10 protein-coding genes are annotated in these 15,812 nt (G+C 37.4%); 2 read left to right on the top strand and 8 right to left on the bottom strand.

The window, feature by feature from the left end:
* The first annotated feature begins 227 nt into the window (after positions 1 to 227).
* Entirely contained in the window at positions 228 to 2,861 is a 2,634-nt protein-coding gene (locus BLR27_RS03835; protein WP_090700329.1) for a valine--tRNA ligase, read from the top strand.
* A 44-nt stretch (positions 2,862 to 2,905) separates the two neighbouring features.
* Here the strand turns inward: BLR27_RS03835 and BLR27_RS03830 are convergent, their stop codons facing one another.
* The 8 genes from BLR27_RS03830 to BLR27_RS03795 all read right to left on the bottom strand — a co-directional run bounded on the left by BLR27_RS03830 (position 2,906) and on the right by BLR27_RS03795 (position 14,361).
* Entirely contained in the window at positions 2,906 to 3,331 is a 426-nt protein-coding gene (locus BLR27_RS03830) for a hypothetical protein (RefSeq protein ID WP_090700325.1), read from the bottom strand.
* Positions 3,332 to 3,451: 120 nt separating this feature from the next.
* Positions 3,452 to 4,306 carry an arsenite methyltransferase gene (locus BLR27_RS03825; protein WP_090700321.1) on the bottom strand — a complete coding sequence of 285 codons (855 nt, stop codon included), beginning with the start codon at positions 4,304 to 4,306 and terminating at the stop codon, positions 3,452 to 3,454.
* Positions 4,307 to 4,360: 54 nt separating this feature from the next.
* A complete protein-coding gene (locus tag BLR27_RS03820) occupies positions 4,361 to 4,690 on the bottom strand; it encodes an ArsR/SmtB family transcription factor (RefSeq protein WP_090700317.1) in 330 nt (109 codons plus the stop codon).
* 103 nt (positions 4,691 to 4,793) lie between these two features.
* Positions 4,794 to 7,166, bottom strand: a complete 2,373-nt coding sequence (locus tag BLR27_RS03815) for an ATP-binding protein (protein WP_090700314.1) — start codon at positions 7,164 to 7,166, stop codon at positions 4,794 to 4,796.
* A gap of 174 nt (positions 7,167 to 7,340) precedes the next feature.
* Entirely contained in the window at positions 7,341 to 8,078 is a 738-nt protein-coding gene (locus BLR27_RS03810) for an acyl-CoA desaturase (RefSeq protein WP_090700310.1), read from the bottom strand.
* Positions 8,079 to 8,569: 491 nt separating this feature from the next.
* Positions 8,570 to 10,315, bottom strand: coding sequence for a RagB/SusD family nutrient uptake outer membrane protein (locus BLR27_RS03805; protein WP_090700305.1), 1,746 nt, complete (start codon positions 10,313 to 10,315; stop codon positions 8,570 to 8,572).
* Positions 10,316 to 10,348: 33 nt separating this feature from the next.
* Complete coding sequence (locus BLR27_RS03800) at positions 10,349 to 13,528, bottom strand: SusC/RagA family TonB-linked outer membrane protein (RefSeq protein WP_176767601.1); 3,180 nt, start codon at positions 13,526 to 13,528, stop codon at positions 10,349 to 10,351.
* Between the two features lie 368 nt (positions 13,529 to 13,896).
* Positions 13,897 to 14,361, bottom strand: coding sequence for a type I restriction enzyme HsdR N-terminal domain-containing protein (locus BLR27_RS03795; RefSeq protein ID WP_090700297.1), 465 nt, complete (start codon positions 14,359 to 14,361; stop codon positions 13,897 to 13,899).
* A gap of 112 nt (positions 14,362 to 14,473) precedes the next feature.
* On the opposite strand from BLR27_RS03795, the gene holA reads away from it, so the two are divergent.
* Complete coding sequence (gene holA, locus BLR27_RS03790; protein ID WP_090700293.1) at positions 14,474 to 15,505, top strand: DNA polymerase III subunit delta; 1,032 nt, start codon at positions 14,474 to 14,476, stop codon at positions 15,503 to 15,505.
* Positions 15,506 to 15,812 lie beyond the last annotated feature (307 nt).

Genomic DNA, 15,812 nt, shown 5'->3' with positions numbered 1-15,812 from the left:
TTAAGAAAAAAGCCTTGAATTTTATAATAATGAGAGTTTTTCATTATAAAAATCAAATCTACAATTTATAACAGTTTTGCAGTAAAATTATCGTTGGGTAATCCCTGTTATTGATCCGGAACAAAAAAATATCCTTTAAACCTGTTTTTATGAAAATACAGCTTGAGTCTATTCAAAAAATACCTCTCAAAAATGTACTTTTACAATTTTAAATTCCCCTTTGGCAAATGAGCATTCCTAAAACATATAATCCTAGAGAAACAGAGGATAAATGGTATTCATACTGGCTGGATAAAAAATTCTTCCGTTCAGTTCCCGACGACCGTGAACCTTATACCATTGTGATTCCTCCACCAAACGTTACCGGAGTATTGCATATGGGTCATATGCTTAATAATACAATACAGGATGTGTTGATTCGCCGGGCTCGAATGCAAGGCAAAAATGCTTGCTGGGTGCCTGGTACAGATCATGCATCTATCGCGACAGAGGCTAAAGTAGTAGCCATGCTGAAGGAAAAGGGAATTGAGAAAAAGGATGTTAGCAGAGAGGAATTTCTTGATTACGCCTATGAATGGAAAGATAAATATGGAGGAATCATACTTAAACAGTTAGAGAAACTTGGTGCATCCTGCGATTGGGACAGAACACGTTTCACTATGGAAGAAGATCTTTCAGAAGCTGTTATTGATACTTTTATTCATCTATACAAGAAAGGCTGGATATACCGCGGTATCCGGATGGTCAACTGGGATCCTAAAGGTAAAACAGCGGTTTCTGATGAAGAAGTTATCCGCAAAGAGGTCAATCAGAAATTATATTATGTCCGGTACGAAGTAAAAGATCTGGCTGCTGAATCTAAAACCTATCTGACCATAGCCACAACCCGTCCGGAAACGATCATGGCCGATACAGCAATTTGTATCAATCCAAATGACCCCAGATTTAGTCACCTGAAAGGAAAATCTGTATTTATACCATTGATAAACAGGGAGATACCTGTTATTGAGGATGAATACGTGGATATGGAATTCGGTACCGGCTGTCTAAAAGTTACTCCGGCACATGATCTGAATGATTATGAACTGGGTGTAAAACACAAGCTCCAGGTAATCGATATTTTAAGTGATGATGGTACCTTAAATGAAAATGCTCAGATACTGGTAGGAGAGGACCGCTTTGTTGCCCGTAAGATGATCAGTAAAATGCTTGAAGAGGCTGGTAGCCTTGAGAAAGTAGAGGATTATAAATCACAGATCGGTTTTTCTGAGCGGACAGATGCCGCAATTGAGCCTAAGCTTTCTATGCAGTGGTTCTGCAAAATGTCTGAAATGTCTGAACCTGCATTGAACTATGTGTTGAACGGAGAGGTAAAGCTGATCCCTGAAAAGTTCATCAATACCTATAAGCACTGGATGGAGAACGTCAAGGACTGGTGTATTAGCAGGCAATTATGGTGGGGACAACGCATACCGGCATGGTATAATTTAAAAGGAGAGTGGGTTGTTGCCAGAACCAGAGAAGAAGCGATTCATGAATTTAAGACTCAGTTTCCGGAATCTGATTCAAATGAGATCAGGCAGGACGATGATGTAGTAGACACCTGGTTCTCTTCATGGCTTTGGCCAATTTCTGTTTTTGATGGATTTAAAGATCCTGATAATGAAGATATTAATTATTATTATCCAACCAATGATCTGGTTACTGCCCCTGAGATACTTTTCTTTTGGGTGGCAAGAATGATCATGGCGGGACATGAATTCAGAGGAAAGGCGCCATTCAAAAATGTTTATCTCACAGGTATTGTACGTGATAAGCAGGGCAGAAAAATGTCGAAGTCATTGGGTAATTCACCTGATCCAATAGACCTGATCGAAAGATATGGTGCTGATGGAGTTCGGGTAGGGATGCTATTATGCTCTCCTGCAGGAAATGATCTGATGTTTGATGAAAGCTATTGTGAACAAGGTCGTAATTTTGCCAATAAAATTTGGAATGCCTTCAGACTTGTGAAAGGCTGGGAAGTTGATGAAAACCTGACGAATACCAATCAGCAGGCTATCAGCTGGTTTGACTCTGCATTTAATCAGGCTTTTGCTGAGATTGAGGAAAATTACAGGCAATACCGTCTTTCAGATTCATTGATGGGTATCTATAAATTGGTTTGGGATGATTTCTGCGCCTGGTATCTGGAAATGATCAAGCCTGTTTATCAGCAGCCGATCGACCCGGAAACCTATCGGGTTACCATAGAATACTTCGAGCGGATCTTGAAATTACTTCATCCTTTTATGCCTTTTCTGACAGAAGAATTGTGGCATGATGACCTTTTTACTGAACGCCAGGAGCTTGATTGCTGTATTGTTGCTCCTTATCCTGTTGCAGGCAAGGTAAACGCGGCACTTTTGAGTGATATTGATACCGTTAAACAAGTAGTTTCTGAGATCAGAAATGTTAGAAATGCAAAGCAGATATCTCCGAAAGAGGCTTTACCATTAAGTATAAGAGTTAATTCTTCAATTAATTATGAAGAATATTTATCTATTATATTCAAGCTGGCTAATATCAGCACCTCTGAATTTGTGAAGGAGCCCGTTCCTGGTGCAAACACTTTCATGGCAGGTAAAGATGAATTCTTTATTTCTCTGGAAAACAATATTGATGTGGATTCAGAAAAGGAGAGGCTTGAAAAGGAAATTGACTACCTGAATGGTTTTCTGCGTTCGGTGGAAGCTAAACTGTCTAATGAACGATTTGTTCAAAATGCAAAAGAAGATGTAGTTGAAAATGAGCGTCGCAAAAAAGAGGATGCTTTGTCTAAACTCGCAATCCTGAAAGCAGGATTGAAGTCATTACAATAAATCAATTGAAATAAATTTTAAGGCTGGCGGAGTTTAAAATTCTGTCAGCTTTTTAATGTTCTGATCTTTTCTTTGATCTCCCAGCGCTTTGTTTCGTTTCTGATTGCATTTAAGTAAAGAACATGAATCTTTTCATCAGTATGTACTCTTAATTCACAAAATTTGGTGCTGATATGGGTAATATCCTTTACACAAACCTTTATAATTTCATTCTTTTCGGCATCGAAATAATTTAATATTTCATTGTTTATTTCGACGAAGGGTACTTTTTGATATTTCTGAAAATATGAGAAAATAAGTAGAAAAAGTATTAAGATCAGAGTCAAATTCATGGTTATGACTGCAATATTTTCAAAATTATAGCCAATAATATTCAGAACCAGAATAAGAGTAATAACAATTGAAAACTTCCAATAAGGAACCTCTGTTCTTAATGAACGATAGTTATTGATATAATACTGATAAGTCATAGTGAACAATCTTTTTCCTTTGATACGTGGATTAAGTGAAAATGGTTTTGAAAATGACTGATTATCAGGCAGGTTTTCTAAGCCGGGCAGCTTTGCAAAAGCTGCCCGGCTTGTGTAGTTTTAACAACAACCTCCTCCAGGAGTGCATGTAGAAGCAACAGCTGCAGAGTCTGGCTTTTGTGCATAGACACTGATACTGAAAATGCCGGTTTTACCAGACTTAAATTCAGCGATCTCTTCAGCATTTAAATAATTAACCAGTATGTCATCCGGTATAATGATCGCTTTCTCTTTTTGTAACTGAATATTTGTAAAGCCATTGATCTGGATCAATTCAAGGTAGGTTTCTTTCTGAATTGCACCTGCAACACAACCTGCATACATTTCAGCGGCATTTTTGATTTTTTCAGGAAGCTCACCTGTTAATACAACATCCGAAATGCTGAAGTGTCCTCCGGGTTTTAAAACCCGGAAAATTTCTTTGAACACATTGTTCTTGTTCGGAACAAGGTTTAATACACAATTACTGACCACTACGTCAGCGCTATTTGCTGTTACAGGAATGTTTTCAATATCTCCCTGACGGAATTCTACGTTATTGAAGCCAAGATTTTCAGCATTTGCTCTAGCCTTTGCGATCATTGCTTCAGTAAAATCAATGCCGATCACTTTGCCGCTTTCGCCGGTTTCTGCACGGGCAACAAAGCAATCGTTGCCTGCTCCTGAACCAAGGTCAATCACTACATCTCCTTTTTTAATCACAGCAAACTGGGTTGGTAAACCACATCCCAGGCCAAGGTCAGCATCAGGGTTATAACCTTCCATATTGCTATAATCATCTGTCATGATGTTATAAACTTCAGTGCTGCATCCACCTGCACCACAACAAGAGCTTTCATTGGTTGTCTTATCCTGTAAAGCAATTTCACTATACTTTTGTCTTACCAGTTCTTTGATCTCTGCTTCAGTTTTCATAATAAATTGATTTATAATTGATTGTAATATTGCGATATTTCTCTTCAAAAAATTTTAACAGCAGTTTATTGCAGGTTTGAAGGATGCAAAGAAACCGCTGGTCTCTTTTTCCAGCATTTTCCAGGTTTCAGGATTAATGCAATAACAAACACTAACTCCATCAATGGTGCCCTGAATTAAACCGGCATTTTTTAGTTCTTTAAGATGTTGTGATATGGTAGCCTGTGCTAAACCGAGTTCTTCAACCAGATCTCCGCATATGCAGGTATTGCTTTTCATTAGTTGTTGTAATATGGCAATACGTGCCGGATGAGCCAAAGCTTTCAGTAATTGAGCTAATTGATTTTGCTCGGCCGAGAATATTTCAGATTTCGTAAGTCCCATAATTAATTGCAATATTACGATTAATATATCGTATTTGCAAATAAATCTATTTCAGCACAAATATTTTAGCAGTTTCAGGCCTTTTGCCATCAATTGATCAATTTTACTGCTTTTTAAATACGTAATGCAATACCTTTCTGTAAAGTTCATCAGGCAGGAAAGGTTTAACAACGATATCATCAATACCACATTTCATGACTTTATCTTCCACTTCTTTTGGCAGGTTAGCTGTAAGAGCAATAATTGGTAGTTTAATACCTATTTCCCTCATCTTTTTGCTGGCTTCATAACCATCCATCACAGGCATATGAAGATCAATAAGCACAAGACTATGCTTTTTAGGATCAACCATTTCTAATGCCTCTAATCCATTAATTGCAATATCTGTCTTAGCTCCCCATCGCTCCAGGAATTTTTGTGCTACCATTACATTCATAGGATTATCTTCCACCAGTAAGATTTTTATCCCTGATAGAGGTTGATCCTCTTCTGAGGAGATTGTAATTGAAGCGGACTCTATTTTAGTACTTTGAAGGCATTTCTCAAAAGTTTGAATAAAATAAAAATCAGATCCCTGACCTTCTATACTTTCTACATTAAGGGAGGAGTTCTGTAATTCAAGAATTTTTTTACTGATCGCAAGCCCTAAGCCTGTCCCTCCAAAGTTCCTTGATGTAGATGAATCTGCCTGTGTAAAACGTTCGAAAATCAGCTTTTGCTTTTCTGCTGAAATTCCTATTCCTGTATCTTTAACTCTAAATTCGATAGTTATTGTTTTTTCAGTCTGTTCTTTTGCAAATAGAATAAGCTCTACAGACCCTTCTTTTGTAAACTTTATTCCATTATGGATCAGGTTACTTAATACCTGAGTTATTCTTGTAGGATCTCCTAAAAGCTTGTTTTTAATGGTTTTATCTAGGCTTAGCTTTATTTCAATTCCTTTATCACCTGCCGAACCCTTTAGTCCGTTCATGATATTTTTGGATATGAGTAAAATATCCATTTCAATGTGTTCAAAGCTTACTTTGCCTGCTTCTATTTTATTGTAATCCAATATGTCATTGACAATAGCTAACAGATTATTTGCCGAAAATAGCATCACATCGAGTTTTTCTATCTGGTCTGGACGTGGACTCTTTTTCAGTAATAAATGGCTCATACCAATCACTGAATTTAATGGAGTCCTGATCTCATGGCTCATCGTGCTTAAAAATTCACTTTTTGCTATTAAACCAAGTTCTGCTTCCTGCCTTGCTTTTTTTAAGGTGAAAGATACCCGGTGCGAAAGAATAAGTGATTGCAGAAAGAAAAAGCATATGTACAGTATGAAAATGATTGTATCTAAAGGGCCCGTCAGGTGCCAGTAATTTAATAAGGCAATTGTAAATATAGCCATCAGCATGACTGCACTTAACAATGCATAAAAGGACCCGGGCCGTTTATTTTTGTATGCAATAAGATAGATAAATGGAGTATAGATTATACAAACTATCATTACAATTAAAAAGGGATTGATCAATTGCGAAAAATATAAAGGGGGCAGTACCAGGGTTAAAATAGAAAAGATGAAACACATTGAACTTATAAATCTGGTGATCTTAAAGTAGGCATCTTCTATATATAAATAACGTGTATATAGAGCAAATATTCCAACTCCTACGAACAAGGTCAGATACTCAATTCGAATCGTTATGTACCAGTCCATTCCAGGGAAAATGGTATGGAGAATATAATCTTCAATTCCCATGATCCTATAACTGTAAACAATGCAGAAAAGTGAAAATAGCAGAGTCGCTTTATCCTTGTTGCCTAATAGGTATAGGCCCAGAAAGAAGAGCCCACCCATAAATAAGCAACCAGTTAAAAACAAGTCAATAGATATTGCCCGAACTCTGTATTGCTCAATGACGGACTTAAACCCTATATACATAGGTTTAGATATTCCTCCCCGGCTATGGACAAAATTTGAAATTTGAAGAACCATTTTTAAGGTATCTGTACCAGGATTGATATCAACTGTTTGATATTGCCAATAAGGTTCAAAATTCTCCTTAGTGGTACTTACATTCCCGTTGAAAGCTACCTGAATACCATTAATATAAAGCCGGTAGGCAGAATACATATCCGGAATGCCAATACGAACAGGCGTGTTACTTTTGGGAAGGAGAACATTCAGTTTGTAGGTCGCATATCCAAAGGATGGAAGTTTTTGGCCATTCTTTTCATAATTGGTCCATAGGAAAGGAAAATCAACGATGGTTCCTTTTTTAAAATTTTCTGTACCCGGACTAATAAGCTGATTCCAATAAAAGAACCATTCACCGTTCAATGGTATTTTTGTGTTTAGGGAAGAGTTTCGAAGATCAAGAATTCCATTTTTTGCGTTCGGCCCGGAAACATACGCTTTATGAGACCCAAAACTATTTATACAGAAAATCAGTAATAAAAGAGCAAAAATGTACTTATGGTATTTCATTCGTATTAATAATTGCCCTTATGTTTTGACCGGCCTTGCTAAAGTATTAAGTCATTAAATATAGCAGATAATTAATTAATTGTAAATTAATTACAGATGAATACTTTGTTTACACCTCCTTTTGTAGGTTAAAATTTTTAGTGTAAGAAAATCATCAACTAAAAATTGGCATAATTAGATTGCTTTTTTAAGTTTTATGATTCCTGCCATATGCATTAACTTCATGATGGGGTATACAGGATCAACTTCAAACCATTTTTTTCCAAAATTGGCGCTATTCGGATAACGGTGGTGGTTATTCTGGAATAATTCTCCCAGCATCAGCAGATCGAATGGAGTTGTATTTTTTGATTTGTCATTATTGTCAAAATTTGAATATCCGTATTTATGACCACACCAATTGACAATTGCACCATGCAGGGGGCCCATCAAATAATGAATAGGAAGCAAGAGGTACATCCACTCTGATCCTGCCGGAACAAAGGCAATATAAAACCAGGTATAAGCTGCTCCGAAAAGTAGTCTGGAGGCTATGGATGATCCAATTCTGTCGATAAGGGGCCATTCAGGATAGTTGCCCTGAAATCGAGCCTCCGGATCTTTCGTACGATTCAGGTGGTCTCTGAAAGTAATAATCGTAGATTTCATCAACTGAAATATATCAGTAAAAAAATGGGGAGAATGCGGATCCTTTTCGGTGTCGCTATAGGCATGGTGTTCACGATGCATCAGTGCATAAGCACGCGGATTTAAGAAGGAAGCACCTTCAAAGATATAAGCCAGGAGGTAAATTATACGTTCCCATGTTTTACTCATAGTAAACATCCTGTGGGAGGCATAACGATGCTGGAAAAAAGTTTGAAAAAACAGAGAAAGGAACCAATGCGCAATAAAAAAGATCAAAATAGCCATATAAATATCGAAAGTGTTAAACACAAGTAATGGCCACCTTTTACGATGAATTTAGAACGAGTGAGGGTTAATCAATCCAGGAACAGAAATTATGTTAATCTTACCTAAAGGTTTCTGCAATATAACAAATTACATGACCGTATAGCTATTAAGTAGTATTATTTCGAAGATATATGGTATAAATCCCACTTTTCTTTTGTAATTATTGTCCCGGAAAGTAAAGGTTCTGAGCAAAAGATATTGACACAGACTTAGGTTTAAATGATTATAAATCTACTTGCCAGCTTTTCAATAATTCCTGAACCTGTGCCTGGCTTTTGTCGGAAATGGCGAATAATTGAAGTGACTAGATTATTTTAACTGAGGTTTTAAATCGGAATTGATTCATTTGAAATGATCTTTGAAATTATGTGCCTCAGGATTTCAGATTGAATTTTTCAATAAAAAAACAAACCCCCGCCATAATGACGAGGGTTTGTTTGACTATTTAATTACCAATCTTTATTCTGACCTAAAGCAGGGTTTAATAAGATCTCATTTGCAGGTATAGGATATAAGTAATGCTTCTCTGCATATGACTTAGGCGTATTGCTCAGCCAGATGAGGTTCCCTTTATTTCCCTGAGATAACTTTGATGTATTATTGTCAAGTACAAAATAGGTAACTCCGCTAACCCGGTTTGCAGGTACTTTATCTACGAAGCTTACATCAGGTTTACCATCCTCATTTAAATCAAGAAGCTGATCTTTGCCCGGTACATAAATACCTTCATATACTTTTTCAAGGAGTTTACCGGCTTTCCATCGGCGTAAATCATCATAACGAATACCTTCGGATACCATTTCAACTCCTCTTTCTCTCCTGATCTCCAGCAAGGCTGCATTGCTTATACCCGGAAAAAATTGTGATTGTAAATATACATCAGGACTTACAGGCATACCTGTATTGGTGATACCGGCACGATTTCTCAATGCTCCAATTGTAAGGTTCCAGTCGGTAACAGTAATAGTTCCCAGCTCTGCTTTTGCTTCGGCATAATTAAGCAATACCTCTGCATATCTTATAATTGGAATGGAATTGTAACTTTCAGTTCTTGTATCAAAATACTTATCATCCATAGAAAACTTTTGGATTTGATAGCCCGAATAAGTAACTGTAAAGTCCGGCGGGGCTGGTGATCCGTCGGTTCTTTTATAATTCCCCATTCTGATTGTTTGCTGTAATCTTTTATCTCTGTTTTTTACCTCATTCTGGAATTCCATTGTTTGATAGCCCGAAATATCAGTAAATCGGCTCCCGTCTGAATTAAGGTAGGTATTAATGAATTTTTTATCCAGTCCTAAACGTGCCCCTAAAGTTGCACTGTTGAACCACCATGCTGCATTGTGCCATTTCTTTAAAGAGTTATTGTACACTGCGGCTAATAAGACTTCATTAGATACAGGATTTTCACTTATAAACAGTGATCGGTAATCTGTATTAGGATTACCAGTATTCTGTAACCTGTATTGCCCGCTTTTGATCAGCAAGTCCGATGCATTTGCAGCTTCCTGTAGCCATTTGTCAGCTGTTGATGTTAATGCAGCCTCAGGATGATACTTTCTAAATGTTCCTTCAAAAAGACAAATTCTTGATTTTAATGCAAGCGCTACCCATTTACTGATCCGGGTGCTTGAATTGTCTTTAGTACTGTATATGTTATTGCTTGCAAAATCAATATCAGCCAAGACCGAGTCCATAACTACGCTTCGGGAATCACGACCCTTATACAAATCTTTGTCATCTACATTCAGTGTTTTTCCATACCATGGCACATCACCAAATTGCTTAACTTTTTGATAATAGAAATAGGCTCTGAAAAATCTGGCAATACCTGCATAATGGTTTCTTGCTTTTAAGGGAATAGCAGGATTGTTGTAATTTTCAAGAAAATAATTGATATTTCTCAGATCTCCCCAGGTCCATCCTGTTGCATCCTGACTACTCAATCTTCCTCCGATATAGTTGGGAACAGCATTGGGAACAGTAATATCCGACATAACATCTCCCTGATAGATAGCCGGTCCGGTAGGCAGCATCTGGTCATAAAAGGAATTAACATAAAGCTGGAGATTATTTTCATTTGCAAAAGCCTGTTCCGGAGTAAGTTTATCAATGGGTTTCAGGTCGAGGTACTTTTTGCATGACGTTATAGTAAATGCTGCAATTACTAATAATGGAATAAATATTTTACGCATGTTCTTGTATTTTAATATTTTATTAAATGTTGGTTAGATGCCAAGGTTGATTCCAAGGGTAAAGCTCTTTTGCATTGGATATGAAAATCCATCTCCTCCACCTGAGTTAATTTCTGGATCAGATCCTTCAATAACTTCCGGGTCGAAGTTTTTGGTAACCTTAAACATTTTGGAGTAAGTCCATAGGTTCTGACCCGTTACATATGCTCTGAATGAGGATATCTTTAGTTTTTTTAAGACGGGGGATGGTAATGAATATCCGACAGTCAGGTTCTTCAAGCGTATATAACTTGCATCCTGAAGATATCTGGTCTGTTTAACGGCAAGTTCTCTTGTTCCTGACAATGCTGTATATCCTCTGTAGCGTGGGAAGTAAGCATTAGGATCTGGGTTTTCTGGAGTCCAGCGGTTCAGGTTGAAGGCTGGTAAAAAGCTATAAGGCCTGTTTGACTGCCCCCAGAAGTATGCTGCTTCTGTTGAAGGGAACCAATCTCTTTTGCCTATACCCTGGAAAAAGAATGATAAAGAGAAGTTTTTCCAGCCCAGATCGCCTGTAATACCATATGGGAATCTGATTGATGAATTACCAATGATAGACTGATCTCCCGGATCACCCAATGTGTTTTTGCCGTTATTGACTTTCCCGTCATTATTCACATCCCTGAATTTTATGTCACCCGGGAGCAATTTATTGGCGTTTGAGACAACGAAATAACTCTGATTTGCATGTGTTGCTATGTCTTCTGCTGATTCAAAAAAACCTTCAGTCTGGAAACCCCAGATATCTCCAAGCCGCTGATTTTCATAATAAGTTGAAAGCAGATTATTGGGGTTATAAAACTTGGTGATCGTGGAAACATTATCAGCAAGGGTTAATCGTATGCTATAACTTAAAGGATTAGATGTCCCGATCCTGTCAGCCCAGCTTGCTGAAACTTCCCATCCTTTTGTTAGCAGGTCAGCAAAGTTTCCTCTTGGTACTGCTGAACCAAATACAGAGGGCAAAGGCTGTCCGGATGTGATCATGTCAGTGGTTTTTCTCTGATACCAATCAAATGTTGTTGTAAATCTGTTGTTTAAAAGTGACAGATCCGCACCTATATCCAGGGTAGTGGATTTTTCCCAGGTAAGGCCATCGGGCAGGACTGCCGGCTTTTGGATATAATTAGGAAAAACTCCGTTTGAGATTACATTTGATGTCGCTGGTGAAATGGTCTGTATAAAGCTATATGGAGCAATATTTCCGTTTCCTAATGAGCCATACGAACCGCGTATTTTTAAATTGTCAAGCCAATTTTTGCTACCCTGAAGAAATTTTTCTTCAGAAAGTATCCATCCTGCTGAAGCTGAAGGAAAAAATCCAAATGCCTGGCTTTCAGGGAATTTTGAAGAACCATCATACCGGCCATTCAGCTCAAGTAAATATTTATTTTTGAAGGAATAATTTGCACGGTAGAATATACCTGCTGTTGCCCACTCGGCACCACCTCCAGTTAATCTGTAATTAAGCCCGGTTGCCAGATTAAAATCTACGAGATCGTCAACTAGTAAACCATCTCTTTGAGTGTATCTGTTTTTTAGCTGATCGTATTCCAGGTTTCCCCCTGCCAGGAATTTCAATTTATGATTACCCAATGGTAGTGAGTATTCTCCGTACAAATTCGAAACATAATAATTTCTATCCGAAGCATTTTCTGACAAATAGTTTAATCCTGAAGTGATCATCTCACCGGGTTTTATGCTGTATGGTACAGGGAAAAATTTCCTTTCATCACTGCTATTGGTCTTTAAATAAGAGAAATCTCCTTTTATACTCAGTCTGTTCTTAATAGGGTTTGCTTCAAAACCAATAGTATTTCTGGTAAAACTTTCTTGTGCAGTTGATTTACTTTTTCCATAATAAAAGTCGCCTATTGAATATGCTCCTACAATCGACATAGTTCCATCAGGATTTAACATGGGAGAAACCGGAAATGCAGTTACAGCCATCATTCGCCAAACGGCATTAAGTCCCCCAACAGCTGTTAAGGGATAGGTATATTGATCATTCGAAAAATCAGAGTTAGTATTTAAACTAAGCCAGTCGTTTATCTTTATATTTCCTTTTACTCTGAAGTTATATTTATTGAAATCATCAGAATTATATCTGAAAATCCCTTCCTGCGAATAATATCTTCCTGATACCATAAAGTTGATCTTTTCAGTTCCACCACCAATACTCAGGGAGTGTTCCATAGATGCGTTATTGTCTTTGTATAATTCCTTGAACCAGTCTGTACTGCCATAATATTGGTAATTGCCATTTACAGGGTTAATGGAAATCTTGGAAAGAGAAGGATTTTCAGAACGTGCTTTCAGAGAGTCAAGATCTGACAGGGAAAAAGGTAATTGTGAGTTTATACTTTGAGGATGTGACAGATAATCATTCCAGGAGTTAAAAGACTCATCAAAGTTTTTGGCCCAGGTATACCCGTCAGAAATAAGATCTGGAGTTGTGGTTCTCTGATTGAGAGAATAGTTTGTACTGTAGTTAACCTGTATTTTATCTTTATTCGGACTTTTTGTTGTAATCAGGACTACTCCAAATGCTCCTCTCGCTCCATAGATGGCAGCTGATGATGCATCTTTAAGTACCGAAATACTCTCAATATCATTGGGATTTAATGTGTTCGGATCTCCGGGCACTCCGTCAACCAATACAAGGGCGCTTCCTCCTGATCCTATAGAAGTTATTCCACGTATGTTATAAGTGGCACCTCGGGTAGGTTTTCCGTCTGTCATTTTTATATTGAGATTCGGAATTACGCCTTGCAGACCCCGGGTTATATTAGTTAATGGGCGGTTTTCAAAATACTTGCTGCCAATCTGATCAACAGCTCCTGTTAAATTTGCTTTCTTTTGAGTGCCATAGCCAACAACGATTACCTCATTTAAGGCTTCGGAATCAGTTTTTAACAGAATTCGTAAGGAGGTTTGTGATTGAATTAAGATTTCCTGTGTTTCAAAACCAATGAAGCGAAAAACAAGTGTCTGGCTGTTATTTGCCTGAATACTAAAATAACCTTCATTGTTGGTAGTTGTACCGGTTGTACTACCTTTAACCAAAACAGTTACACCTGGTAACGGAATCTGCTGGTCATCCGTAACTATTCCGGAAATGATTCCCTGCCCGCGTACCTGGCTCGAAAATGAGAACACTAAGAGAATTACCATCAGTGTTGTTTTGAATAATGTGTAAAGAACATTCATTTTTTTTTTGTTTTTTTAATTATATAGATGGGTTATAAATTTTCACAATAGTATAATCCGCATGTTATGTATCAGGTTTAATCCTGTTATCATTAAATTAAAAAAATGAAAATATAAGGTTAAGGGTTAAGGTTTGGATAATATTGGGGTGTGATGGCCTTCGATTCAGCAAAGTTGTTTACTGAGGTATATATTTACCCTAATAATTCGAAAAATCCAGATATGTAGCTTCAGTACCAGGGTTTTGTAAATCGATCTGGAGAAGCCAAAAAATGCCAGAAGAAAATGGATTCTAAGCTTTTGTTTAAATAGTGTTAAGAAATCTTGATATTTTAATAATTAAAGTCCCCATATTCCGGCAATTCTTCAACAAATCGGTAACTTTCATTTTCAAAGTCAATTTCACAGCAATAATGCTGCAAGCCATTGCTTACCAGAAGCCATTGAACACGGTGGATGAAATTATATCGTGCGATCTGGTCGAAGGTATCCTGACTGATCTTAACTGATGGTGCTTTGCATTCAACAAGTACGATTTTTTTTCCTGCGTTATTGTATATCAGAATGTCTGAACGCTTCTGCATCTTATTCAACTTCAAGCCTCCCTCTAGTTGTATCAGTGAACGGGGATATTTCTTTTCATGGATCAGAAATTGCACCAGATGCTGCCTGACCCATTCTTCAGGGGTCAGGACCAGAAATTTTTTCCTGATCTCATCAAAAATATAGGTTGCGTTTCCTTCTTCTTTGACACGAAGTGGATAGGACGTAAGATTTAAAGGGACAGGTTCAAACATTTCTGTAAATTTCACAAAATCATTCTATTCTGCCTAATACCCGGAATTATATTTTAATTCGCGCTATGTACCCTTTAAAGATTTGCAATATTTTGTAATTTCGAAGACCAGAATGGATATCAACGACCTTATTAAAGATCTTAAAAACCGGAAATTTAAACCGGTCTACCTGCTTCATGGCGAGGAGTCTTATTATATAGATAAGATCAGTGATTTTATTGAAGAGAATGTGCTGTCGGATGCCGAAAAAGGCTTTAATCAGAGCATTTTTTATGGTAAGGACTCAGATATCATGAGCATATTGAATGCTGCCAAGCGCTATCCGATGATGAGTGAGTATCAGGTAGTTTTGGTTAAGGAAGCCCAGGAGTTGAAATGGGGGAAGGATGGAGAGGATGATAAAAAATCAGGTGATCCTTTATTAAGCTATTTTGAAAACCCTCTTCAAAGCACTATTCTGGTATTTTGTTTCAGGAATGGCAAGTTTGATAAGCGTAAAAAGACCTATAAAGCCATAGAGAAAAAGGGAATTGTTTTTGAATCAGCTTCTCTGAATGATAATAAGGTTTCAGCCTGGATTGAAAGTTTCGTTCGTGAAAAAGGATATAAGATTCAGCCGCAGGCCTCGGCTCTCATGGCAGAATATTTGGGCAATGATCTGTCCAAAGTTGCCAATGAGCTCGAAAAGCTGATGCTTAACGTAAAGGCAGGGCAGGAGATCAACACAGATGATGTTCAGAATAATATTGGTATCAGTAAGGAGTACAATGTATTTGAACTTCAAAATGCCATAGCCCGTAAGGATGCCTTTAAAGTTAACCAGATCATTAATTATTTCGCTGAAAACCCTAAGAATAATCCCATTTTCTTATTGCTGGGAAACCTCAATTCTTATTTTGGAAAGATCCTAAAAGTTCATTATGCTACCGACCGGTCTCCGCAGGGACTTGCACGGGAGCTGGGAGTTTCACCCTATTTTGTGAAGGATTTTGAAAATGCAGCAAGGATTTACAATAAGGAAAAGGTTTTTCGTGTGATCAGCTACCTCAGAGAATGTGATATGAAAATTAAAGGTGTAGATGCAAGCGGAAATACGGAACAGGGTGAACTGATGAAGGAGTTATTATTCAAGATCATCCATTGATTTGCTGGTGTATTTGAATTTTTTGAATGGTTTTATTCACTGTTACCTCAGCCCAATCAATCTCTCTTTAACGAATGTCAATTGAAAGGCATTAAAGTGCATTACAATTTTTCCTGTCTTCGTCATAAAATCTAATGAAGGTTAAAAAATGATCGATACAAATAATTTCGCAGTTTTCCAGGAGAAAGTGAAGATCCGCCTTATTATATTGGTGTATCGTCCTAAAAAAAGTTTACAGGTTTTGATTTAATCCTGAAATATGTTTACAGGTTTTTTGTTGTCCTGAATTGGGTTTACAATTTTAGCA

Source organism: Daejeonella rubra (genome assembly GCF_900103545.1).
GTDB classification, from domain to species: Bacteria; Bacteroidota; Bacteroidia; order Sphingobacteriales; family Sphingobacteriaceae; genus Daejeonella; species Daejeonella rubra.
This window is presented reverse-complemented; position numbering and strand designations above follow the sequence as displayed.